General features: G+C 58.0%; 23 protein-coding genes and 1 pseudogene. 9 read left to right on the forward strand and 15 right to left on the reverse strand.

The features are described 5' to 3' along the window. Positions 1 to 15: 15 nt before the first annotated feature. Positions 16 to 810 carry a M55 family metallopeptidase gene (locus JNX03_RS19420; RefSeq protein WP_238936811.1) on the forward strand — a complete coding sequence of 265 codons (795 nt, stop codon included), beginning with the start codon at positions 16 to 18 and terminating at the stop codon, positions 808 to 810. Between the two features lie 283 nt (positions 811 to 1093). Here the strand turns inward: JNX03_RS19420 and scpB are convergent, their stop codons facing one another. Both scpB and JNX03_RS19430 read right to left on the reverse strand, forming a co-directional pair. Further along, positions 1094 to 1699: an SMC-Scp complex subunit ScpB gene (gene scpB, locus JNX03_RS19425; protein ID WP_203212459.1), complete on the reverse strand. Its 606-nt coding sequence runs from the start codon at positions 1697 to 1699 to the stop codon at positions 1094 to 1096. 14 nt (positions 1700 to 1713) lie between these two features. Beyond that, entirely contained in the window at positions 1714 to 2673 is a 960-nt protein-coding gene (locus JNX03_RS19430) for a DUF1403 family protein (RefSeq protein ID WP_203212420.1), read from the reverse strand. A gap of 125 nt (positions 2674 to 2798) precedes the next feature. On the opposite strand from JNX03_RS19430, the gene JNX03_RS19435 reads away from it, so the two are divergent. Further along, positions 2799 to 3896 carry a tyrosine-type recombinase/integrase gene (locus tag JNX03_RS19435; protein WP_203212421.1) on the forward strand — a complete coding sequence of 366 codons (1098 nt, stop codon included), beginning with the start codon at positions 2799 to 2801 and terminating at the stop codon, positions 3894 to 3896. 6 nt (positions 3897 to 3902) lie between these two features. Here the strand turns inward: JNX03_RS19435 and JNX03_RS19440 are convergent, their stop codons facing one another. Both JNX03_RS19440 and JNX03_RS19445 read right to left on the reverse strand, forming a co-directional pair. Then, on the reverse strand, positions 3903 to 4238 hold the full coding sequence (locus tag JNX03_RS19440; RefSeq protein ID WP_203212422.1) for a type II toxin-antitoxin system RelE/ParE family toxin: 336 nt from the start codon (positions 4236 to 4238) through the stop codon (positions 3903 to 3905). Continuing rightward, positions 4235 to 4492 carry a type II toxin-antitoxin system ParD family antitoxin gene (locus JNX03_RS19445; RefSeq protein WP_203212423.1) on the reverse strand — a complete coding sequence of 86 codons (258 nt, stop codon included), beginning with the start codon at positions 4490 to 4492 and terminating at the stop codon, positions 4235 to 4237. Before JNX03_RS19445 ends, JNX03_RS19440 begins: the two co-directional genes overlap by 4 nt. Positions 4493 to 4618: 126 nt before the next feature. Between JNX03_RS19445 and JNX03_RS19450 the strand changes: the two are divergent. The 4 genes and pseudogenes from JNX03_RS19450 (at position 4619) to repC (ending at position 9332) form a co-directional block, all read left to right on the forward strand. Next, positions 4619 to 5526: pseudogene (locus JNX03_RS19450) on the forward strand (recombinase family protein). 342 nt (positions 5527 to 5868) lie between these two features. Then, positions 5869 to 7068 carry a plasmid partitioning protein RepA gene (repA, locus tag JNX03_RS19455; protein ID WP_203212424.1) on the forward strand — a complete coding sequence of 400 codons (1200 nt, stop codon included), beginning with the start codon at positions 5869 to 5871 and terminating at the stop codon, positions 7066 to 7068. Next, positions 7068 to 8036 (forward strand): plasmid partitioning protein RepB, encoded by a 969-nt coding sequence (gene repB, locus JNX03_RS19460; protein ID WP_231024413.1) that lies wholly within the window; start codon positions 7068 to 7070, stop codon positions 8034 to 8036. Before repA ends, repB begins: the two co-directional genes overlap by 1 nt. A gap of 240 nt (positions 8037 to 8276) precedes the next feature. Then, the gene (gene repC, locus JNX03_RS19465) at positions 8277 to 9332 is read left to right on the forward strand and encodes a plasmid replication protein RepC (protein WP_203212426.1); all 1056 of its coding nucleotides are present in this window, start codon (positions 8277 to 8279) and stop codon (positions 9330 to 9332) included. Positions 9333 to 9505: 173 nt separating this feature from the next. Here repC and JNX03_RS19470 read toward each other — a convergent pair whose 3' ends face one another. From JNX03_RS19470 to JNX03_RS19515, 10 genes are all read right to left on the reverse strand, one after another. Next, positions 9506 to 10018 (reverse strand): RES family NAD+ phosphorylase, encoded by a 513-nt coding sequence (locus tag JNX03_RS19470; RefSeq protein ID WP_203212427.1) that lies wholly within the window; start codon positions 10016 to 10018, stop codon positions 9506 to 9508. 101 nt (positions 10019 to 10119) lie between these two features. Continuing rightward, positions 10120 to 10470 (reverse strand): MbcA/ParS/Xre antitoxin family protein, encoded by a 351-nt coding sequence (locus tag JNX03_RS19475; RefSeq protein WP_005617048.1) that lies wholly within the window; start codon positions 10468 to 10470, stop codon positions 10120 to 10122. A gap of 387 nt (positions 10471 to 10857) precedes the next feature. Beyond that, positions 10858 to 11568, reverse strand: a complete 711-nt coding sequence (locus tag JNX03_RS19480) for an IS6 family transposase (RefSeq protein ID WP_203212428.1) — start codon at positions 11566 to 11568, stop codon at positions 10858 to 10860. 98 nt (positions 11569 to 11666) lie between these two features. Then, positions 11667 to 13148, reverse strand: a complete 1482-nt coding sequence (locus tag JNX03_RS19485; protein ID WP_203212429.1) for a M81 family metallopeptidase — start codon at positions 13146 to 13148, stop codon at positions 11667 to 11669. A 12-nt stretch (positions 13149 to 13160) separates the two neighbouring features. Continuing rightward, the gene (locus JNX03_RS19490; protein WP_203212430.1) at positions 13161 to 14114 is read right to left on the reverse strand and encodes an ABC transporter ATP-binding protein; all 954 of its coding nucleotides are present in this window, start codon (positions 14112 to 14114) and stop codon (positions 13161 to 13163) included. Further along, complete coding sequence (locus JNX03_RS19495; RefSeq protein WP_203212431.1) at positions 14111 to 15061, reverse strand: ABC transporter ATP-binding protein; 951 nt, start codon at positions 15059 to 15061, stop codon at positions 14111 to 14113. Before JNX03_RS19495 ends, JNX03_RS19490 begins: the two co-directional genes overlap by 4 nt. Before the next feature lie 2 nt (positions 15062 to 15063). Next, positions 15064 to 15948 carry an ABC transporter permease gene (locus JNX03_RS19500; RefSeq protein WP_203212432.1) on the reverse strand — a complete coding sequence of 295 codons (885 nt, stop codon included), beginning with the start codon at positions 15946 to 15948 and terminating at the stop codon, positions 15064 to 15066. Next, complete coding sequence (locus JNX03_RS19505; RefSeq protein ID WP_203212433.1) at positions 15945 to 16874, reverse strand: ABC transporter permease; 930 nt, start codon at positions 16872 to 16874, stop codon at positions 15945 to 15947. Before JNX03_RS19505 ends, JNX03_RS19500 begins: the two co-directional genes overlap by 4 nt. A gap of 67 nt (positions 16875 to 16941) precedes the next feature. Then, positions 16942 to 18519: an ABC transporter substrate-binding protein gene (locus tag JNX03_RS19510; protein WP_203212434.1), complete on the reverse strand. Its 1578-nt coding sequence runs from the start codon at positions 18517 to 18519 to the stop codon at positions 16942 to 16944. A 31-nt stretch (positions 18520 to 18550) separates the two neighbouring features. Beyond that, the gene (locus JNX03_RS19515; protein WP_203212435.1) at positions 18551 to 19474 is read right to left on the reverse strand and encodes a MurR/RpiR family transcriptional regulator; all 924 of its coding nucleotides are present in this window, start codon (positions 19472 to 19474) and stop codon (positions 18551 to 18553) included. Positions 19475 to 19617: 143 nt separating this feature from the next. On the opposite strand from JNX03_RS19515, the gene JNX03_RS19520 reads away from it, so the two are divergent. Further along, positions 19618 to 20748 (forward strand): NAD(P)/FAD-dependent oxidoreductase, encoded by a 1131-nt coding sequence (locus tag JNX03_RS19520; protein WP_203212436.1) that lies wholly within the window; start codon positions 19618 to 19620, stop codon positions 20746 to 20748. A 120-nt stretch (positions 20749 to 20868) separates the two neighbouring features. On the opposite strand, the gene idi is transcribed toward JNX03_RS19520, so the two are convergent. Beyond that, positions 20869 to 21408, reverse strand: a complete 540-nt coding sequence (gene idi, locus JNX03_RS19525; RefSeq protein ID WP_203212437.1) for an isopentenyl-diphosphate Delta-isomerase — start codon at positions 21406 to 21408, stop codon at positions 20869 to 20871. Between the two features lie 192 nt (positions 21409 to 21600). Between idi and JNX03_RS19530 the strand changes: the two genes are divergently transcribed. Together JNX03_RS19530 and JNX03_RS19535 are read left to right on the forward strand one after the other, a co-directional pair. After that, complete coding sequence (locus JNX03_RS19530) at positions 21601 to 22056, forward strand: c-type cytochrome (RefSeq protein WP_203212438.1); 456 nt, start codon at positions 21601 to 21603, stop codon at positions 22054 to 22056. 243 nt (positions 22057 to 22299) lie between these two features. Then, positions 22300 to 23448, forward strand: a complete 1149-nt coding sequence (locus JNX03_RS19535) for an ABC transporter substrate-binding protein (RefSeq protein ID WP_203212460.1) — start codon at positions 22300 to 22302, stop codon at positions 23446 to 23448. Positions 23449 to 23465 lie beyond the last annotated feature (17 nt).

The following is a 23465-nucleotide window of genomic DNA, read 5'->3' on the forward strand; positions in this document are numbered from 1 at the left end:
AGGTGGGAAATTTAAATGAAAGTATTCATCAGCGTGGATATCGAAGGCATTGCCGGGATCGCTCACTGGAGCGAAGCACTTAGAGAGAACCCTGACTATCCAGCGTTCCGAGATCTGATGACGAATGAGGCGATTGCGGCTTGCGAGGGTGCGAGATCAGGCGGGGCGACCGAAATCTATCTTCGCGACGCACACGAGACGGCAAGAAACCTTGATATCGCGCGCATTCCTGCGGGGGTGCGCCTGATCCGGGGTTGGTCTGGCCACCCCTACAAAATGGTGCAGGAGCTGGATGACAGCTTTGATGCTGTGGTGATGATTGGATGGCACGGGGCTGCCGGCGACGGTGGCAATCCGCTTTCCCATACGATGACGGGCCATTATGCGCATATCACTCTCAATGATGTGCCCTTGTCAGAATTCCGACTTCACGCCCTGCTGGCCGCGGCGCATAATGTTCCTGTTGTTTTCCTATCGGGAGACGAGAATATCTGTGCTGAGGCGCAGGAGCTAAATCCGGCCATTGCGACGCTCTCTACCAAATTGGGCAAGGGCGCATCTGTCATTTCCATGACGCCGATCGAAGCCTGCACCCGGATAACCGAAGAAGTTGCCGAAGTTTTGTCTGGCGATCTATCGGTCCACACCTGTCCGGCCGAAGCCGAATACTCTGTAAGTCTTCGATTTTCGCACCATGAAAAGGCCTATCGTAGCAGCTTTTTCCCCGGTGCGACGCTGGTCGCCGATGATACAATTGAATATCAAGCAAGAACGCCGCTGGAGGTCGCTCGCTTTCTTTTGTTTATGTAGTTTCCTGATATTTTTCTCAAAGTGAGTTACTCCCCAACCCTTGGACAATTTTTCGCGTGAATTAGGCTACTCTCTGCTTCTGCTGACCGGGTTTGTTTTCGTCTGCTCTCAGCGAATAGACCCCGGCTGGGGGGCGCCAAAGGCGGGAGGGCGGTGCTTGCGGTTGTAGAAGTCGATCCTATACCTCAAGATGCGCAAACAGAGGAAGACCCTGCTCATATTGGCGACCGATTAAAAACGGCCGATTTCAGACCTGCGCTTTTCGCGTCCCCTCATCTGCGTTTCAAACAGCCAAACTGAGCTCCGGCAAATCCCGCAAGCTCTGCAAATCGAAGGTCACGAGGAACATCTCTGTCGTCACGAAGGTATGCGGCGCGCCCGGTCGCGGCGACCTCGGCCCGCTCGCGATCAGGTCCTTGAACCGGAGCCGCGCCAGCAGATCACGGCTTACGTCTTTGCCAAAAATGTCCTTCAGCCCTGCCCGGTCTATCGGCTGATGGTAGGCAATGGCACAAAGCACGCCCATCTCCATTTCAGTGAAGGCGAGGGTCTGGTCGCCAAGATCGGCCGCCGCCTTGATCGCCTTTGCAAATTGCGTCTTCGTGCGGAACATCCAGCCGCCGGCGGTCTGGACCAGTTCGTATGGTCGACCCGTCAGCTCTCCCTGAATATCCTCAATCAGCATCTCGACAGACACCCCCTGCCCCACGATGCGCGCAAGATCGTCGCGACCAACCGGTATCGGACTGGCAAAAAGTACCACCTCAATCCGCCCCATCCACTCGCGCCAACGTAGCTCTTGCGGCAGGTCCTCCAGCTCTCGGTCAATGACGTCTTCGCGTCCGGCCCCCTTCGGTTTTGCATTCTCTCGTTTGGCATCGACGGTCATGACGGTGCGGGTCATCACACAACTCCATACAGTCGGAATGTCGATCGCCCGGTCAGTTCCTGCGCCACACCAAGCTCCACCAGACGGTCACAAAATCGACGTGCCGCGCGATCGGTCATAGGGAAACTTGTCCCTTGGATCATTGGGGACAGCATCGTTGAGGGCGCCACGGCGTCTTCAGACAGGAACAGCGCGACGGCCGCGTCCGATCCCTTGGCCCGCAGTTTTGGGGCCACCTTTCGTAGCGCCGCGCGTCGCTGCGCCAAGTTCCGCGCCAATCGGATAGCCTCTTCGATGGACTGCAAAATACGCTTCTGCACCACAAGATCCGCCCCCTGCCCGTTGCCGAGCAAATCGCGCAGCATTGCCTTGGTCAGATACTGAGCCGAGATCGGTAAGACGGAGGGCCAGTTCAGAAGCCGCTCCAGCACAATATCTGACATCAGGCACGCCACCCGCTCGGCCCGGTCATCCGCCTGCAGAACGGAGCGCATCACCGCTACACACTCCGTCAGAGGCCCATGGGACTGACTCTGATTTGCTGCTGATTGCAGCCAGCCGTCAACGTGCATTTCAAACTCCGGCCCAACGAGCGCTATGAGTGCCGCATGCCAATCGCGTCTCGTCAATCGAAGCCTCGCCGCCTTCCGCCAGTACGCCAGCAGATCACCGTCTGGACCCCGCGCTTCTCCATGCGGCGTCAGGTGATAAGCGTCGCGGATATCTGCCTCTTTGGCCACGCGACCCTCGAGTTTTGAGGTCGCCACAGCCGCGGTCAACGCCAGCCGGTTGGCAAGCAGTTTGACCGGCACACCCTGCCTGGGATCGCTTACCAGCTGATCAAGCACTGTCAGCACCGCGCCCGACCGAAAAGTCACAGTTTCAAGGGTTTCGGCACGCCCGGAGGTGACCCAGCGTGGAAGTTTGGGTAGGTTGTTTAGGTCGTTGCTGATGGCTGCTGGCTGACAGGTCATACCACAAGACTATCCCACGGCGGCGCTTTCGTCTACAATATGATGTATAAACCGCCCCACTTTTCAGCTTCAGTATATGTCCAATAAGTTTGCATTATCGGGCATCAATAACTATGCTCAGCACCATGTCAGAAAACACCAAGAAATCGACCTCAGAGCCGCCAAATGTGTCTTCCGGCAACGAGGACAACGAGAGAGATCATCCTGACGGCGAGTCCTTGACCCTGCCTTCCTTTGTGGCGGGCTCAGGCACGCTCGATCGTTTGGTCGATACGGCCCGCGACTATGCGCGCGCAGCGGCCTCAGACAACACGCTGAAGGCCTACGCGAAGGATTGGACGCATTTTGCGCGCTGGTGCCGAATGAAGGGCGCGGAGCTGCTGCCTCCGTCGCCGGAGATGATCGGGCTTTACCTTGCCGATCTGGCGTCCGGGACGGGCTCCTCCCCTGCCCTATCGGTCAGTACAATCGACCGCCGCCTGTCCGGTCTCGCCTGGAACTACGCACAGCGAGGGTTCGTTCTCGATCGCAAGAACCGCCACATCGCAAGCGTCTTGGCCGGGATCAAGCGCAAGCATGCGCGCCCACCGGTGCAGAAAGAGGCGATCCTGGCCGAGGACATCCTCGCCATGATCGCGACCCTGCCCTTTGACCTGCGCGGGCTCAGGGACCGGGCGATTCTGCTGCTGGGCTATGCTGGCGGACTGCGCCGCAGTGAGATCGTCAGCCTGGATTGCGGAAAGGACGACACGCCGGACAGCGGTGGCTGGATTCAAATCTTCGACAAAGGCGCTCTGCTCACTCTTGATGCCAAGACCGGTTGGCGCGAGGTCGAAATCGGGCGCGGATCGTCCGAACAAACCTGCCCCGTTCACACGCTTGAGCAATGGCTGCACTTTGCCAAAATTGATTTTGGGCCGGTGTTCGTCGGCACCTCACGGGACGGCAAGCGCGCACTGGAGGCGCGACTCAATGACAAACACGTCGCGCGCCTGATCAAGCGCACGGTGCTGGACGCGGGCATCCGCTCCGAGCTCCCCGAGAAAGACCGCCTCGCCCTCTACTCCGGCCACAGCCTGCGCGCAGGCCTTGCCAGTAGCGCCGAAGTCGATGAGCGCTACGTCCAGAAACACCTTGGCCACGCATCGGCCGAGATGACCCGTCGCTACCAGCGCCGCCGCGACCGGTTCCGCGTGAACCTGACCAGGGCTGCGGGTCTTTGAATAAGTTCAACTTTCATTGCGTCTAAGTGCTGTCAGAGCCGCAATGTGGCGCGGCAGATCGCTGCGGGAATGCAGGATATCGACAATGATGACCTCCTCAGGCAGATCCAGGAATACCAGGAAGTGCTCCCCTGCCCTCAAGTATCTGAGGTCTGCAGCGTCATCGACCAAGATCGAACAGCTTCGGCTATGTGCCTGCCCATTCACGATAGCATCACAACGGGAAAGGAGTTCCGCCTCGTAGATATCCGCCTGCCCCGGGCCGAAGGTCTCGATGGTCCAGAGGGCGATCTCAACGAGGCTTTCTTCTGCGCGACGTGTTAGCCGAAAGGATCGACTCATGTCGTTGGCCGTGCCCTCGCAAAGGCCCGGCGAACCGCATCCGCCCCACTCCCTTCGGCCAAGTCACCGCGTTCTGCCTGCTGAAGACCTTCTAAAAGGCCGCCACGAATGCCGACCAGTTGAGCCTCTTCCTGCTCAAGCAATCTCAGCCCCGCGCGCAGAGCCTCGCTCACATTCTGATAGCGGCCGGACGCGACCAGAGCCTGAACCAGCTGGTCCTGGGTTTCGGTCAGAACAACGTTGCGTGTCACCATGGAACAAATCTCCTTATTGGCAATATATGCCAATGCGAGGTTTCGGTCAATGTTAGGGAGCCTTGCTTCGCCGTTTCCAAAGGGTGGTTTAGTAGCGATACGTTAAATTGCAAACGGCCCGTTTTCATACCCTTGATAGGCTATGCACGCACAGCCACAGAGGATCAGACCCCCTGCCCCAGTCTGAGGCCCTGCAAACTGCGGGATGCGTCGAAACCCATGAAGAACACGCCTCAGGCGGCAATCGTGCGCGGCCGGTGCTTGCCCGCGTGCTGGAGCGCATTAGCAAGGGCGACACGCTGGTTGTCGTTCGGATCGACGGGCTTGCGCGGTCTCTGTCACATCTGCTGGAAGTGATCGAACGGCTGGAGGCCAAGGGGGCGTTCTTTCGTTCCATTCAGGACCCGATCGACACTGGATCCCCGCAAGGCAAGTTCACGCTTCAGGTTCTTGGCGCCGCGGCCGAGCTTGAGCGCGCGCTGATCCGCGAGCGTACCAAGGCTGGGCTTGCCTCGGCACGCGCCAAAGGGCGCGTAGGTGGCAACCCAGGGCTTCGCGCCAAGGACCCCGCCGCGTTGCGCAAGGTGCGGCTGGCGCGGCAGGACGGCTACATGGAGCGCCTCAACGAGACCGCGCAGGATTGGGTGCCCCATGTGCGCCGCTTGCGGCCGGATATGGCCTGGGAAGACCTGCTGCGGATCATCAATGGCCCCCTGCCCCCAGATCGCCATTGGACACAAAGCCGCCTGCTCCGCGCTGTGAAGGCATATGTGCGCGACGGGTTCCTTCCTGCCGAGGTGCTTGGCCGCGCCGGACGCCGCGAAACCAACGACCGCCTGCCTGCCATCGTGGCGGCCATTAAGGGTGCGGACCCAGACATCACGCTGCAGGCAATCTGCGACCGGCTTGAGTCTATGCGTGAACGCACCCCTCGAGGTCGCACGAGCTGGCAGCCGTCGTCGGTCAAGATGTTGCTCGAACGAGCAGAGCGACTTGGTCTAATTTCATCAGAATCGGCTCACCCCCAACTGTAACTAGCAGAGGCCCAAACAGCTGAACCTATCGCTCCAGACACCGTCAGAATGTCAATTGTGCCATTGGTTGCATGGGTTTAGCTGAAACCGTCCAAACAATTCGGATTGGTGGCTTGAAGCGCGATCGCATCGACTTAATGCAATACAATCAAAGGTTTGCGGCCATCCTGATGCGCCTGAACGTATTGGTGCTGTGGATAACTTTCACACTACATCTAGATTCTTCTTGCCGGACTCACTGGATCGTGGCATTCCCATTCTGACGGCAAAACGCGTCAGATACGCTGTACACCGTCAGAATGACCAAGAGCTTCAACAGAGGCCGAGAGTGGGCGGCAGGACATGGATGATCGTAACGTTGGATACGCACAAGGCATAGGCTCTTCCGACATCGGAGCATTTGCCGACAATCTGGCTGAATCTTTGGATCGCCAGATGAAGATCGCTTTCGAGCCCGAAGAACGAAAGTCCCTGCGCCGTTTCAGTTCTACCGAAGTTGCCAGCCTCCTGCGCGTTAGCACATCTAACCTGCGCAACCGGCACAAGGACGGCAGCTTCCCGGAAGTGCATACAGACAACCGCGGACACCGGTTCTACACAGCCCAAGAGATTGATGAGTTGCGCGATATTCTGGGGCGCACTGGAAAGAACGCAGAAAACTACCGCCCTGGTCGACGTGAGGGCGATCGTCTCCAGGTGATATCTGTCGTCAATTTCAAAGGCGGATCGTCAAAAACGACAGCAACGATACATCTTGCACAACGGTATGCCTTGCGAGGCTACCGAGTATTGGTTTTGGATCTCGATCCGCAGGCAAGTCTGACCACCTTTTTCGGCTTTCGGCCCGAGCTCGAGTTCGCCGAAGGCGGCACAATCTATGATGCCCTGAGATATGAGGAACAAGTTCCGCTCTCAGCCGTCGTCCAAAAAACCTACTTCCATAAGCTCGATATGGTCCCAGCGGGCCTAATGCTATCGGAATACGAAACCGAGACGGCAAACGCCCTTGCTCGCCGGGTGCAACCCATATTTGCGGAGCGTCTTGCCTTAGCGCTTGAGGAAGTAGAGGCGAATTACGACATCGTTCTGATCGACTGCCCACCTCAACTTGGCTTTCTGACCCTAACGGCGTTGGCAGCCTCGACGGGGCTTTTGGTAACCGTGGTACCTGGCATGCTTGACATCGCATCCATGAGCCAATTCCTGAAGCTTGCTTCAGAAACGGTCAAGGCGGTGGAGGAAGCCATCGGTCGGCGTGTCACATGGGATTTTGTCAAGTTCCTGATTACCAGATATGAACCGTCGGACGGGCCACAGACGCAAATGGCGGGCTACCTGAGATCGATCTTGGCCGGACAAGTCATGACTGAACCAATGTTGAAATCTACGGCAATCTCGGACGCTGGTATGACCCAGCAAACCGTCTACGAAGTTGATCCTAGCCAATTCATCAGAAAAACGATTGATCGCGCTTTGACCAGCGTGAACGGCGTTGGCGATGAGTTGGAACAGACAATCCAAATGGCATGGGGGCGTCGCTGATGGCCCGAAACATCTTCAATCAGCCACCAAAGGAAGAGAAGGAGAGCGCGGCCCCCTCCCCTACCCCATCAAAGGCAGCAAAACTGCCAGGTTCTGTTGGCGGATTGCGCGACTCTTTGCGCGAGATTACCGCGAATTCGATCCGTGACATCGAGCCCGACCAGATTGATGTGGATGGCCTGCGCGATCGGTTGGTGCTGGAGGATTCCAGCATTGATGGGTTGGCCGAAAGCATTCGCAAGCATGGGCAACAAGTACCAATTATGGTCCGTCCATCAGCGCAACCGGACAGATACCGCATCATCTACGGACGACGCAGGCTTGCAGCGATCCGCATGGTCGGCGGAACGGTCAAGGCGATCGTCCGAACCTTGGATGACGACGCTTCTCTGATCGCACAGGGCCAAGAGAACAACCTCCGACTAGACCCGTCTTTCATTGAGAAATCTATTTTTATCAAAGAGATGCAGGAATCAGGATACAAGCCAAACGTCATTCAGGATGCTCTCGGCTTGACACGGCAGGGCGTGTCCAACCATCGCGTCGTCATAGAGCAACTGCCAGAAGGGCTTGTACAGCTAATAGGGCCAGCACATGGCATCGGACGACGGCAATGGGGTGACCTGGCTGCTTTCTCGAAAAAGATAGATCTGGTGAACACGGCCAAAGAGGTGATTGCCGCCCTGCCCGACGAAACTCCGAGCGCGGAAAAGTTTCATGCAGTCTACTCGGCTTGCTCCAGCAAGGCGCGTAGCGACAAGAAGCAAGCCAACCGCAGCCTAACGTCCTTCGTCAAAGATGGGGACGGTAGCTGCGTGGGAACGCTGACAGTCGATCACAAAACGATCGCCATCAAGATCGCCAAGAAGGACAATCCAGAATTCGGCCAATGGCTCGAAGAGCGCGCGGAGGCAACGCTTTTGCAGCTGTTCGAACAGTGGCGGAATGAGAGCGGCTCTGGGTCCTAAGCCCCGAGCCACACAGAGTAACGCGAGCAGAGGAGAAAAGCGAAGACCAGAAAGAAAAGAGCCCCCCAAAGTTTCCCCTGGAGAGCCCTCATCATTCGATTAGCACTCATGATGTAGCAACCTCCAGCAAAACGGTCAAGAGTCACCGATTCGGTGGACGGATTTTTATTGCCTTTTTCTGAGAGAGCCCTCGGGAAGAGACCGGGAAGTTGTGGGCCAAACGGTCGTCGTGAACATACCATGGCATTTACAAAACTATCGATCGCAACCGCTGGTGCTGATGCAGCACGCGGCACAATTTCTGCGGCTGAAACTGACATTTGGACCATCTTCAGGGCACTGAGAGATGCACGTAGCGTGTTCGGTCTGCGTCCAGGCCATATCCAAACACTTCAAGCCATGCTCAGTTTCTTGAAGCCGGGCCATGGCGAAACGGTTTTCGCGTCCAACAACTCGATTTGCCAGCGCGTCGGCGGAATCGACGAACGGACCCTCCGCAGACACATCAACCGCTTCGTTGAACTCGGATTCATCAAGCGAAATGACAGTTCGAACCGAAAGCGCTACCGCGTTCGCTCATCCGGCGGTCAATGCATCAGCTATGGACTGTCTCTAGCCCCCTTGCTCCAACGTGCGAGCGAGCTTCACGCGATCGCGCAAGAGATGGAGAATAACCGGCGGGATCGAGTTTTCGTCCGCAAACAGATCCTCACGAAACTCGCCCATTTGGAAGAGCATGACCCCAGCAACGCATTCATCAACCACGCACGTAGAGCACTACGCCGGAAGCTGAGCCTTCCCGAATACCACGCGCTGCTCGCCGACACGGACAAAGAATGCCTGACTTTGCATACCCAAGATGACCTACCAGAAACTGTGGAATTGCCCGCCAATGACGGACAAACTGTCCGGCACCAATCTATGTCTAAAGAAGAAAAAAAAGATTTAGATAGCAACATAGGCAATGAAGCTATGAAACCAGACTTGCTAACCTCAGTTTGCGATCAAGCGACATCGTTCTCCACAGAGAAGCTTAGAAACTGGTTGGACATTGAAAACCATGCTCGAATTCTTGCACCCATGATGGGGATTCACCCAGATACATTCGAGAAAGCCAAGAATGCAGTAGGAGCTCAGAAAGCGTCATGCGCGATCTTCATCATGCTCCAGCTTGGAAAACGCATCAGGGACTTTGGAGCGTATTTTCACAGTATCACCTTGGGGCAACGTCGAGACCAGTTTGATCCAGTGGTTTTGATCAAGCGTCTATCCAAAACTGCTATGCAAACCGCCTAGTGTCCACCGCGGTGGACGTCCGACCGGTGACTATTCCAATGACGCGCAGCCTCTCCAAGCGCATCAAAGCCACCGAGCCAAACCCACTAGAGCGATACTGTGCGGCCATTCCGGTTTTCTCGGACCAACCAATGTCCACCGCGGTGGACAAATGAGACACCGATCTTCACAGCTCACATGCGTGACAACCTCTCTTCGTCATCCACGACTTCCAAAGAACCTTTATTGTCAGTCCAAGCCCACATCACGATGTTGAAGTCCGATGATGACGCGCCCTTCGCAAAACTCTGGAACAGAAGCCCCGCGAACCGACCTGCTATGAGGGCGCTAGCCAAATTCTGTGTCGGCACAGGTTGGCCATCGAGCATCTTCATGCGCCATGCAGGGTCGGCAAGCATCGACGCTGTCATACCATACCGTTCAAGTCGGTCCTGATCGCGGGTATCGAAAATAGGCCCAAGGTCGGCCTTGTAGGACACCAGGATCGTGGGTTGCAGGCTGCCTACCTGGTTGGCTTCTCTAAGAGCGGTCGCGGGATCCAGCGAGGTGTAGAGGGCAGGGGTGCCCTTGGCGTTAAAGCGCCCTCCATAGAGTTCAGCGCCTCGTCCGGACAGAGGTTCACGCGCATAGACCGGGTTCAGGGCGCGATAGAGTGACCCTGTGTAGCGTCCATCTTTCAGTGGCATCTCAGCGTCCCGCCATTCAAAAATAATGTGTGTGACACCGATGTCCCGAGAACACGAACTGTGACAGGGTATCGGTGTCACATGTACTGGCGGGGCGCGCTTTAGGCAAAGACGCCCGCATCGACCGCATCGATGTATTCCAGAACTTGCTGAGCTTTGCCTTCCTGCACCAGCTGCATGGCTGTCCGGCCATCAAAGCCGGGCAGGGGCTCTGACCGGTACCATGCATAGGCCATCAGTTCCGAGCCGAAGCGGGGTTCGACTTTGTTCAGCACCTCGACCAATTCACGCAAACGGCGCTGCGTCTTGTCAGAGCCGATGCGGGTTCGCCTCTGCAACGCGTCTTTGCCCAAGCCGACGGTCAATGCGATCTCTTCTGCTGATGTGCGTAGCACGGCGGCGATCTTACGCGGTTCGAATTGCCCAGCTTCAGCAAAGTTCGTGATGTGCATGATCTATGCTCCTACGGTGATACTGACGGTATATAGCGGCAATATTGCTGAAATTCAAGCTGTCAGGAGGTACTGTGCCTTCGTTTCCCATGCTAATCTGTAACGCTGCATCGCTCTGAGCGTCGGGAATCCTAATTTTTGGGCTTGAGAAGTCGCCGTAGGCGCGTTCTTTGCCGATCGAGAGAATCGGATAAGTTATTGATAATATGAGAAAGACTGCAGCAGCCGGACCGGAGTTGCCGATATGGCTTGCCGACCTTGGATCGGAACCGCCACTTACTGCATGCAGTCACTGGGGTCCGCGGTGGTGTTGGACCCTCGGCCATTACCCCGGACGGCATTGCCAACTTGTTTTGCCGAGTTTGCATTGATGTTCTTTCTCGCACTTCAGGCGGTCATCTCGAGAGCATAGCCTTTCCAAAGATGGAAAGCATCGTTGCGAGCGTGGCGGTAGGATTTGGTGGAGAGACGATATCGACGAGGGCGGAAGATGACATTGATTTGGTCATGATCTGCCAGAAACCTTTGCGCCTGGCGTGGCGATTTGAACCGCCCCATCAGCTTCTCGCGCTTTCTGGTTGGACGATGTGATCCTTCGATCCGATTATTCAGCCCCTCGTGCGCCCGGTGGTCAGCGCGCGGCGCAAGCGATTTGATCGGTTTGATATAACTGTGCAATTTGTCTGTTATCACAACACGCGGATCACCAAAACGGTCGACAATCCGCTGAACGAAGCGCCGAGCGGCCTTCGCATTTCGCTGCGATTGAACAAGGATGTCCAGGACGTCCCCGTTGGCATCGATAGCCCGCCAAAGCCAGAATTTTCGTCCATTGATCGGGATCACGACCTCATCGAGATGCCACTTGTCGTTGGCGGCGGGCCGCTCCCGTTTCACGCACTTCGCGAAGTGTGATCCGAACCGGTTCACCCATTTGCGAACCGTCTCGCGACTGACCGTCACACCCCGCTCCGACAATAGACCCTCGACATCGGCGGTGCTGAGGGCAAACCGGTGGTAGGCCCAAACAGCGTAGGAAATGACTTCACGTGGAAAACGGAAGCCCTTCAGGCGCGGCATGTCGGTCAGGATCTTCATGCAGGGCCTCTAGGCGAAGCGAAACATACAGACAAGTTGGCAATGCCGGTCAGGGTTGTCTCCAGTTCAGCTTCCTAAGAATAATGCAACAGTCGCCCCTAAGGCATGTCATCCAGAGGGTATATCGGGCGTGGCACATTCTGATAGTTCAATGAGCGGTAGTTCAGGGTGCAAAGGGCGCCACTGTCGCAGACGATGATCCGGCCCGCGATCGGGGCAAATGCGGCGCGGAAATGCTGCATGGACTTGAGGGCGACAACGCGGGTGGTTCTGGGGTTGATGCCAAAGGTCTCGAATTGTTGCAGATCAAGGATCTGGTGGGCGATGCTGACGATCAGGATGTCGATGCCAGCGACCCGCAGAACCGCTGTCGGGCCAAAGCTGCGTTGGAGCCCGCCCAGAATGGGGCCGCTGCCTGTGACCATGCCATCCCCCCGCCAGATCACAGTGCCGGTGACCTCAAGTGGCCCGCCGCCATAGTCCGGCGCGGTTTTGCCGCCCAAGGGAACAGTGACCGTTGCGCCGATGTTTTCGGTTTGCAATTGCGCTGCGATCTGGGGATCGATCAGGGGGCCAAAGCAGGCATCGGTGATCTCGTGGTCCAGCATCGCCCCAAGCAGGGCGGTGGCATCACCATATGCGCCAGAGCCGGGATTGTCGGCGTAATCGGCAATGATCAGCGGGCCGCCGTCGTTTGCCCATGAGGCGGCAATGTCGGCGGCTTCGGTGACGGTAAGGTAGGTGTTGAGCGGCTGGTTGCGATGCTCCCATATGTCATCGGCGATGCCTTCGATGATATCCTGCGCGCCGATCATGCCGGTTTCTGCAGTGATCAGCACGGTTGGCCCCACTTCGGCAATGTCAGCACAGGGAAACGCGCCATTGATGCTGATCGCGTAGACACCCGGACGGGCCTCGGCGGCGCGGGCTTGGGCCTGGCGTTCGATCATGGGGCCCATATCGGTGCGCCCGCCATTGGCCTCTTCTAGCATCGGGCGATGGGCCCGCAGGGTTTTGGGGCGAATTTCGTCGCGTATCGCCCGGCCAAGCAATTCTGTTGTGCGCAGTCCAGTGGCGCGCAGATCAACATGGGGATAGGTGGTGTAGGAGACCAGAATTTGCGCCAGATCGCACATTGCCGGGCTAACATTGGCATGTGGATCAAGGGTGACGGCCACGGGCAGATCCGGGCCGATGATGGCCCGCAACCGCCGCAGGATTTCGCCCTCGCCATCATCGTGCGAAGCGGTGACCATGGCCCCGTGCAGGATCAGCAAAACGCCGTCCCATTGCTCTGTGCCAGCGGCCTCAAGCAGCGGGGCGCAGAGGCTGTCGAATGCGTGATCCGACACGCGCCCGCCAGGACCGGCGGCCGCGCTGATCACGTGGTTGACTTCCCATTCCTGACGGCGGGCGCAGTCCAGCACGCCGGCCAGTTCGGTATTTGCGTTTCCCCGTGCCGCGATCGCGTCGGGGCCGGCCAGCAAAAACCGGTTATGGAAGTTCTCAAGCTCAGTCGGACGGAAGTTGAAGGTATTGGTTTCGTGGGAAATTTCTGCAGTTAGAATGCGGGTGGGCAAGGAGGTGTTCCTTCAAAGCGGATGATGGCAGGCCACGGCATGACCGTCGATCTTGGCCAGTGTGGGCGTTTCGCGGCGGCAAATGTCTGTCGCATGGGGGCAGCGTTCGGCAAAGGCGCAGCCGGGGGGCAGGTCAAACGGGCTTGGCACTTCGCCTTCGAGGGGGGCAATCACCCGGCGTTGTTTGGGATCGGGGGCAAAGGTGCTGTCCATCAGGGTTTTGGTATAGGGATGGCGGGCCGGCAGGCTGGTGTCGGGGAGCGCTTCGACCACGCGGCCCAGATACATCACCAGGATTTCATCGCAGAAATAGCGGACCAGGCTGAGATCGTGGCTGATGAACAGATAGGTCAGCCCCAGATCATCGCGCAGCTCTTCGAGCAGGCTGATGATTTGTGCCTGAACCGACACGTCGAGCGAGGCTGTGGGTTCGTCCAGCACCAGCAGGGAGGGGCGCAGGGCCAGTGCGCGGGCGATGCCGACACGTTGTTTCTGGCCGCCGGAAATCTGGTGCGGGAAACTGTTTGCAAGGCCGGGGTTAAGCCCGACCATTGTCAGCAGCCGGTCAATCTCTTCGGCGTGGGTGCCTGCCGGTTTGCGGCCCTGAACCTCGAAAGGTTCCATGACTGCGCGGCCCACGGTAAAGCGCGGGTCAATCGCGGAGTAGGGATCCTGAAACACCATCTGCATATCGGCCCGCAGGCGTCGCATCGCGGCAGGGGGTTGGGCCAGCAGATCATCCCCGTCAAAAGACAGGCTGCCGGTTGTGGGTTCGATCAGCCGCAGGATCAGCCGCGCCAAGGTGGATTTGCCGCAGCCCGATTCTCCCACCACGCCGATCACCCGCCCGGTGGGCAGGTCGAAGGACACGTCGTTCACGGCATGCATGGCGCGTGCCTTGCTGAACGGGCCGCCGGGGCTGATGAATTGTTTGGATAGATTGCGCACTTCGAGTTTGTTGGTCATGGGGCTGCTCCTGCAAAATGGCAGGCGGCGCCGCCGGACCCGAAGGGGACAACCGCGGGGCGTTCGACTGCGCAGATGTCCTGTGCCCGTGTGCACCTGGGATGAAACGGACAGCCATCGGGGTAATTCAGGACGGTCGGCACCGTGCCAGGAATGCCGGTCAGATGTTCGTCCTCGGAGAGGCCTTTGGGAATGCAGTTGATCAGGGCCTGAGTATAGGGATGTTGCGGAGCGTCAAAGATCGCCTCGACGGGACCATGTTCGATGGCGCGGCCTGCATACATCACCACCACCTTGTCGCAGGTTTGCGCGACCACGCTCATATCATGGGTGATCAGGACCAGCGCCAGATCGCGGTCTTTGACCAGATCATGCAGCAGCCGCATGATTTGCGCCTGCACGGTAACATCAAGGGCGGTTGTCGGTTCATCCGCGACTAGCACATCGGGATCGGCGGCCAGGGCCATCGCAATCACGATACGTTGTTTCATGCCGCCCGACATTTGATGCGGATACCGATTGCAGATGGTTGCAGGTTCGGGAATGCGCAGGGTGCCAAGGATCTCGACGGTGCGGGCGCGGGCCTGTTTGGGGGTCATGCCAAGATGCAGCATCGCCACCGCATCAACTTGCCCACCGATCTTTTGCAGCGGATCGAGCGAGGTCATGGGGTTTTGCGTGATCAGGCCAATGCGGCCACCGCGCAGTTTGCGATAGGCCGGTTCTTTGAGTTTGGTCAGGTCTTGCCCGTCAAACATGATCGAGCCGGCGGTGATGCGCCCGCCCGACAAGGGCAGCAGGCCCATCACGCTCATTGCGGTGAGGGATTTGCCTGAGCCGCTTTCGCCGACGATGCCGAGCGTTTCACCCTTGTTGATGGAGAAGTTAACGCCCGAGAGGGGGGCAACAGGGCCAAAGGCCACTTCCAGATCACGTACTTCCAACATGGTTATGCCCCCCTGATCCGGTCTTTGATGTCCAAGGCGCGGATCAATTCGTCGCCAAAGAGGTTGACGGCGATCACGGTCACGGCCACGACGACGCCGGGAAAGATGATGACCCATGGGCTTAGGAACAATTGCGCGGTGCCGCTGGACATCATTGCGCCCCAACTTGGGGTCGGGGGCTGTGCGCCGAGGCCGAAAAAGCCCAATGTTGCCTCCAGCACGATGCCGTCCCCGATGGCGAGCATACCAACAACGATCACGGGTGTGATCGCGTTGGGCAGCAGGTGCCGCAGCAGGATGTGCCGCGGTTTGGCGCCGAGATTGACCGTTGCTTCGATGAAGGTTTCCCGCTTGAGCCGGACAATCTGGGCGCGGGTCAGGCGGGTGAATTGCGCCAGATAGGCAATTGCGATGGCAAATGTGGTCGAGGTCAGGCCGGGGCCGATGATGGCGACAAAGATCAGCGCAATCAGGATGTCCGGAAAAGACCATGTCAGATCGACAACAGTCATGACCGCGCGTTCAAACATGCCGCCGATGTAACCGGCAGCGGCGCCCAGTGTCATGCCAACGGTGATCGAAATGGCAATGGCCGTGGCGCTGACCGAAAGCGAGGTCCGTGCGCCGTAAATCACCCGGCTCAGGACATCGCGACCAAATTGGTCGGTGCCCAGAAGATGCGGCCAGCCCGGAGGCGCATTGCCGTTGGTCAGGTCCTGGGCGGCATAGTCAAACGGGGTGATCCAGGGTGCAAAGATCGCGGTGAGCAGCAGCAGGACCAAAAAGCCGCCTGCAATTTTGCCCAGCCATGACCCAAAGGCCCGGCCAATGGACGTGCTGCCGAACCCGGCCAATGCGCGGGCGGCGGTGCCTGTAATACTAGTCATGTTTTTGCCTCTCGAACGCGGGGATCCATTGCGGCCTGCGCCACGTCACCGATGAGCGTGCCAAGCATGACGGCGAGCGCCAGCATCAGCAGGCATCCTTGGACAACGGGATAATCTCTTTGCCCCAATGCGCGGATCAACAAAGATCCAAGGCCGGGGCGGCCAAATACAAATTCAACAGTGACGGCGCCGCCCAAGATCCAGCCGATGCGCAGGGCGAGAATTGTCACAACGGGCAGCATCGCATGGGGCATCAGGTGGCCCGTCAGGATGGTGCGGGATGGCAGTCCTTTGGCATGCAGCAAAGTCACGAAGTCTTCTTTGCGGACATCCAGCAAGGCAACGCGGGTGACACGTGCAACAAGGGCCACGCCGCCGACACCGATGGTCAGCACCGGCAACACCAGTGATTGCCAGCCCTTTGCCCCCGACACGGGGAACCATTGCAACTGCACGGCAAAGAACAAAATCATCAGCAAAGCGAGCCAGAACCCCGGCACCGTCGATCCGATAAGGATAAAGCCGCGCACGATCTGTTCGACCCAAGCCGAGCGGGTGGTGGCGGAAATGGTGCCCAGGGTGATCCCCACAATGCTGGAGAACAGGAAGGCCAAAGCGCCCAGTTGCAGGCTGTAGGGAAGGTTTTGTGCAATCAGGTCGGCGACCGGACGGCGCAGAACGATGGCTTCGCCAAAGTCGCCCTGGAACATCGCGCCGATCCAGCGGAAATACTGAACAAACAGCGGCTGATCCAACCCGTATTTGGCAATCAAGGCGGTCCGGTCATCGGGGGATGACCCGACGCGGATGAGGTTGTCGATGGGATCGCCGGGCAACAGATGCACGATCATGAAAATCACGACGGAAATCGCAATCGACACAGGGATCAACATCAGCACGCGAAAGAAAATATATCGCAAAAGCATGTCGGACCTTCCGTTTGGCAAAGTTCACCCACCCCCGGCAGGGGATGGGTGGCAAAGCGGGGTGGGACTATTCGACAACCGTCATGTCGAGGACTGTCTGCGCCCGGAACCGTGTGCCGCGCACCGGATCGGGAACGTTCACGCGTTCGGCGTTGTAGGCGATGTTTGTCGTTGGCTCATAGATCGGAACAAACAGGTGCTGTGACAGAACATATTCGTGGTAGGCTTTGAAATTGGCCACGCGTTCCATCGAATTCTTGCTGTCTTTCATGGCGACATCGTTCAGGCGTTGGCCTTCTTCGTCTTTCCACATCGACACGTTGGGATAACCCAGCCGTTCGCCCGAGAAGAACCAGTCGAGGATGTCGGAGTTGTTCCAGTCATAGCCGCGCACGGCCAGTTGGTGCCGGTTGGCCTTGTATTCGTCACGGATGGTTGAACTGTCAAAGACCGTGATCACCGCTTCCATGCCGATGTCGGCCAGTTGGGCCTGGATGACCTGTGCAAGGGCGGTAAATTCGGTGCCATTCTGGGTGAACAGTTTGACCGAAAGTGCCTCGCCGTCTTTCATTCTGACCGGGCCGTCGGATTTGACCCAACCGGCCTCGTCAAGCAAGGCGTTGGCCTTTTCAACGTCGAAAGACACGTTCAGCTCTGGGGCGACGTCAGCCTCTGGCAAGGACGAGATCAGAAAGTTATGCGCCGGGGCGCCGACACCGTTGTAGATGGATGAAACGATGGCTTCCTGATTGATCGCAAGGGCCGTGGCTTCGCGCACTTTGATGTCGTCAAAGGGGGCGGCGGTCACATTGATCGGCATGTAGTTGATGCCGGTGCCGGGCATTTGAATGACGTTGATGTTGCTTTCGGCTTTGAGGATTTGCAGGAAATCTGTCGGCACGCCCAGAAGCACATCCAGACCGCCGGTTTTCAGCTCAAGAAACGCGGTGGACTGGTCGGGGATCTCGCGGAAGGTCACGCGCTCAAGATGTGCGGCGCCCTGGTTTTCCGACAGATCGGAGGCCCATGCATAATCGTCGTTGCGCACCAGAACGGTTTCGAGGCCGATGGCAAAGGATTCAAGTTTGAACGGGCCGGTGCCAACCGCATCGGTGACGCCAAAATTCTCGCCCAGACTGTCATAGGCCGCCGCACCGGGCACGCCCATGAAGGAGGACGACAGGTTGTAAAGAAAGTTGGGTTCCGGACGAGACATCACAAATTTGACGGTCAGATCGTCGATGACCTCGACAGAGGCAACAGCGCCCACAAGATAGGCGTTTTCGGTTTCCGCAAAATCAGGGATCCAATCGGCGACGGATTGTGCGTTGAACGCCGTGCCATCGTGGAAAGTCACGCCGTCCTTGAGGTGGAACGTCCATGACATGCCGTCGGCGGCTTCTTCCCAGGAGGTGGCAAGATGCGGGTGGTAGGATTGGTCGGCGTCCTGTTCCACAAGCCGGTCATAGATCAGCGATGTGGCCGAGTTCAGGTTGCTTGATGTCACCGGGTTATAAGATGTTGCGCCCAATTCGCCGGAGGCAAAGGCGATGGTCGCCTCCTGGCTCCATGCGGCGGTGGAAATGAAGCCGGCCGCGATTAACGCAGTTCCCGACAGAAGTTTTGACTTGATGGCATAGCCCATTTGGGATGTCCTTTTTGGGATAAAATTTGAATTAAAGGTCGTTTGGTTTCTTGCTCAGAGCATCGCCGGTCTTTGGCTTGCTGGGGCTGGCCGGGGCGCTTCCGACATGGCCAGTGAATGTGTTGTAGAGGTTCGCAATATTGTTCATGCGGGTCTCGACCTCCGGGCCCAGTTCCATGAAGACGCCGTTGACCAGAAGGTTGGCCAAGCTGGCCATTTGCGCGGTGGATTCCCAGAACAGGTTGAACTGTGTCGGCACGACAAAGATTTCGTCGGCGACATCATGCGCCCAATCGCAATAGGGATCGGTGATCAGGGTGACAGGAATGCCCTTGGCCTTGGCATGGGTCGCCAGTTCGAGGGCCAGTTTGGAATAGCGCCGCGCCTCGAAGATCACCAAGGCAGCATCGTTGTCATCGCGGGCCAACACCTGTGCAAAATTGCCACCCGCGAGGTCCAGCAAGTCAACACCGTCGCGCAGGTATTGCAACTGGTTCACAAAGATCTGTGCGACGCCGCGCTCTGTCTGGAAGCCGGTGGCAAAGACGGATTTGGTCGTGGCCAGCCGGCGCACAACCGTGGCCCAGGCCGGGGAATGGGCAATTTCATAGACCGCAACGAGCGCGGCCATTTCCAACTCAAGCCCGCGGACCAATTGGTCCTCTCCGGCGTGATGGCGAGCCTGCAGATCGCGCAGACGGTCGCCGATCAACCAGGGTTGATCGCCAATGTCCTGCCGCAGATGGGATTTGAGATCTTTGAAGCTGCGATAGCCAAGGGTGCGGCAAAACCTGCCGACGGTGGGCTCACTGACCGACACTTTCTCCGCAAGGCTGGCGGCGGTTTCAAATGGCAATGTTGCCAGTTCTGCCAACATGTAGCTGGCCAGGGCACGGTCCGCTTTCGAGGTGGATGTGCTTGCCTCTGACAGGCGCTGTCGCAGTGAATTTGTCATGACCCCTCCCAAGGCTGTTGCTTGAGAAAGTAACAAAACTTTCATGGAGTCAATATATTTATGAAAACTTGCATCTTGTTTCAATTAAGCGTTTTGTGTGCAAACCGCTGAGTCCGGTACGTTTAAACAAGAGGCGCTGCCTGATGATCTATGATTTTGTTGTAATTGGTGCGGGCATGGCCGGGGCATCTGCGGCTTATGAGCTGTCTACCCAAGGTAGTGTTTTGCTGTTGGAGGCCGAATCGCAGGCCGGATATCACAGCACGGGCCGGTCGGCCGCGCTGTTTACCCGCAATTACGGAACCGCGATGGTGCGGGAGATCAACGGGTTGAGCAGCGGCTTTTTCACCGCGCCGCCTGACGGGTTTTGTGAACATCCCTTACTGACGCCGCGCGGGGCTCTGGCCGTGGCGCCCCAAGGCGAAGAGGGATTGCTTGATCCGGTTCTGGCCGCCTCAACCCCGGCCAACACGGTGGTGGAGTTGTCGGTGGCGGATGCGCTTGAGATGGTGCCAATCCTGCGGGCCGATCAGGTCGCGCGGGCGGTTTATGAAGAGAGCGTCACAGATATCGAAGTGGCGATGATGCTGCAAAGTTACCTCAAAGGGGTCAAACGACGGGGCGGTGTTGTCGAGACCCGTGCGCCGGTGACAGCCTTGAAACGAGAAGCCGATGTTTGGGAGATCACAGCCGGGCGAAACACCCATCGCGGCAAGACGCTGATCAATGCGGCGGGCGCCTGGGCGGATCAAATTGGTGCCATGGCAGGGGCCGAGGCCATCGGTTTGGTGGCCAAGCGGCGCACTGCGATCATTCTGGATGCCCCGCAGGGAATGGATGTGGCGCAGTTTCCCTGCGTCGATTTTGCCACCAATGACGCCTATCTCAAACCCGAAGCGGGAAAGTTCATGGCCTCGCCGGGGGATGCAACGCCGGTAGCCCCGCAAGACGTGCAACCCGATGAGATGGATGTTGCGATCCTGGCCGACTGGATCGAAAGGCACACCTTGATCCCGGTGCGGCGGATCTCACATAGCTGGGCGGGCCTGCGGTCCTTTGTGCCGGACGAGGGGCCGGTTGTTGGCCGGGATGGGCAGGTGCCCGATTTCATCTGGCATGCCGGGCAGGGGGGGTACGGGATCATGATGGCTCCGTCCCTGGCGCGGGCAGTGGCCGCGATCTGTGCAGATGGTCCCATGCCAGAGGATTTTGTCAAATCCGGTCTGACGCAAGATATCTTAGGGCCAGAGCGGTTGAACCGTGTGAAGGACTAGGGCTCGGTTTCTTGGCGCAGCAGGCGGGAATGAGGGGTCAGCCCCTCATGCTCCCTTGAGTATTAGAGCCAAAAAGGGGCAGCAGAACGGTGTTGATGTGATTGCAGCCGGGGCCTGTTTCTAAGCGCCGAGGATCATGTCGCTGTGGCGGTCCAGATAGATGTGCAGCCAAGGGGTGAAGGCGTCGGGGGTTTGCGCGATCTCGGCTTTGAGTTCCTCCAGCGTGATCCAGCGGGTGTCCATGACCTCGTCCGGATTGGGGGCCAGCGGCATGTCACCGGGGGCATCAGCGAGAAAAACATCAACCAGTTCATATTCGGTCAACCCGTTGCCGACCTCGGCACGGTATTCGACCTGTCCGCGATGGGTTAGAGAGAGGCCGGTGATCCCCAATTCTTCGGTCAGGCGGCGGGCGGCGCAATCGGCGGGCGGTTCGTCCCAATCGGGATGGGTGCAGCAGGTGTTCGCCCAGAGACCCGGCGTGTGATACTTACTGAGCGCCCGGCGCTGGATCAGAATCTTGCCGTCGCGGATCACAAAGACCGACACGGCCAGATGACGCAGACCGCGCAGATGGGTTTCCAGCTTTTCCACCGGGGTCAATGTGCCATCCACCCATGCGGGGATCATGATCTTGAGATTATCAGCGATGTTGGTCATCAAAAGCCCGATCAAGAAAGGTTGCCCTGTCAAAACCAAAAGGGGGGTGATGTGCAAGGGGAATTGGCCGCGCGTCGGTTGGCTGCGACAAAGACGCCGATCTGGCTTTCGATTATTTCTACGGGTGGCAAATTGGGGTAGAAGCCGATATCGCCATATTAGGCATAGTGAATACCGAAAAGGAGTTCCGAGATGAAACAATTGAAATTGGCCGTTCTGGGGCTTGCCCTTGCAGCTGGTCCTGCGTTCGCAGATGGTCACGCCACAGGTGATGCCGCCGCCGGTGAGGCCGTGTTCAAGAAGTGCAAATCCTGTCACGCCATCGTGGATGCGGAAGGCGAACCGATTGCCAAGGGCGGGCGCAGTGGTCCGAACCTTTATGGCATCTTTGGCCGCGTTGCGGGCAGCGATGAGGATTTCGGCAAGAAATACGGCAAGTCGCTGAAGGCGGCGGGCGAGGCCGGTCTGGCGTGGAACGAGGCGGATTTTGTGGTCTTCACAGCCGATTCCAAGAAGTTCCTGCAGACCTATCTGGATGACAAGAAAGCCAAGTCCAAGATGTCTTTCCGTCTGAAAGACGAGCAGGCGGCCAAGGATGTATGGGCCTATCTGGTGTCTGTTGGTCCGGCTGTCGAAGCCAGCAACTGATCCAGACAAAAGCAACAACCGGGCGGCGGTGCAGTGCAGACTGCGCCGCCGTTTCGCATTTGTGCCGATAATTTCAAGCTCAAATATTTTGAACTTGAAATAAATTCCGCTCTAAAGTAGCGTCACTCCCATAAAGACCATGGAAAATGGTTCGCGATTGGCACATCGTGCCGAAAGGGCCCGCGCAATGACGGGCTGACGTTACCAGGGAGACGAAAAATGCAAAAAACAAAGATGGCCAAGATGGGCCTCAAGACATTGGGCGCGGCGACGGCTGTTGCCTTGGCGATGGCGGGTGCCGCTGTTGCGGACGGGCATGCCAAGGTGAAGGTCGGGGTGATCACCACACTGACCGGCGGCGGCGCGGGTCTGGGTGTGGATATTCGCGACGGGTTCCTGCTGGCCGTGAAGCAATCGGGCAACGACGGGATCGAAGTGGTGGTTGAGGATGACCAGCGCAAACCGGATGTGGCGGTGCAGCTGGCCGACAAGATGATCCAGTCCGAAAAGGTCGATATCCTGACCGGTATCGTGTGGTCGAACCTGGCGCTGGCCGTGGTGCCAAGTGCAACGGCGCAGGGCAAATTCTATCTGTCCCCCAACGCGGGCCCGTTCCAACTGGCCGGCAAGGGCTGTCATGAGAATTATTTCAACGTGGCGTGGCAGAACGATAACCTGCACGAAGCGGCGGGCGCACATGCCACGTCCGTTGGCTACAAGAACAGCTTTATCCTCGCGCCGAACTACCCGGCGGGCAAGGATGCGCTGAAAGGGTACAAACGGATGTATTCCGGCGATCTGGCGGGCGAGCTTTATACCAAGCTGGGCCAGACCGACTATGCCGCGGAGATCGCGCAGATCCGCGCATCCGATGCCGACAGCGTGTTTTTCTTCCTGCCCGGCGGCATGGGGATTTCCTTCCTCAAGCAATATGCCGACAGCGGCATTGACCTGCCGGTTGTAGGCCCGGCCTTCAGCTTTGATCAGGGCATCTTGCAGGCGGTTGGCGATGCGGCGCTGGGTGTGCAGAACACATCGCAGTGGAACAAGGACATCGACAATCCCGCCAACAAAGCCTTTGTCGAGACCTTTCAGGCGGAATACGGGCGTTTGCCATCGCTTTATGCCTCGCAAGGGTTTGACACGGCCAACCTGATCATCAGCGCGATGGGCAAGGCGGATGTAAAAGACCAGGATGCCTTCCGCGCTGCACTGAAAGAGGCCGACTTTGCCTCGGTGCGGGGCAAGTTCAAGTTCGGCAACAACAACCACCCGATTCAGGACATCTATGTGCGTGAAGTGATCAAGGAGGGTGACGTCTACACCAACAAGATCATCAGCACCGGCCTGACGGACCATCAGGATGTCTATGCCGCCGAGTGCAAGCTCTGAGCAACTGACCTTTCACC

Source organism: Sulfitobacter mediterraneus, from assembly GCF_016801775.1.
Taxonomy (GTDB): Bacteria; Pseudomonadota; Alphaproteobacteria; order Rhodobacterales; family Rhodobacteraceae; genus Sulfitobacter; species Sulfitobacter mediterraneus_A.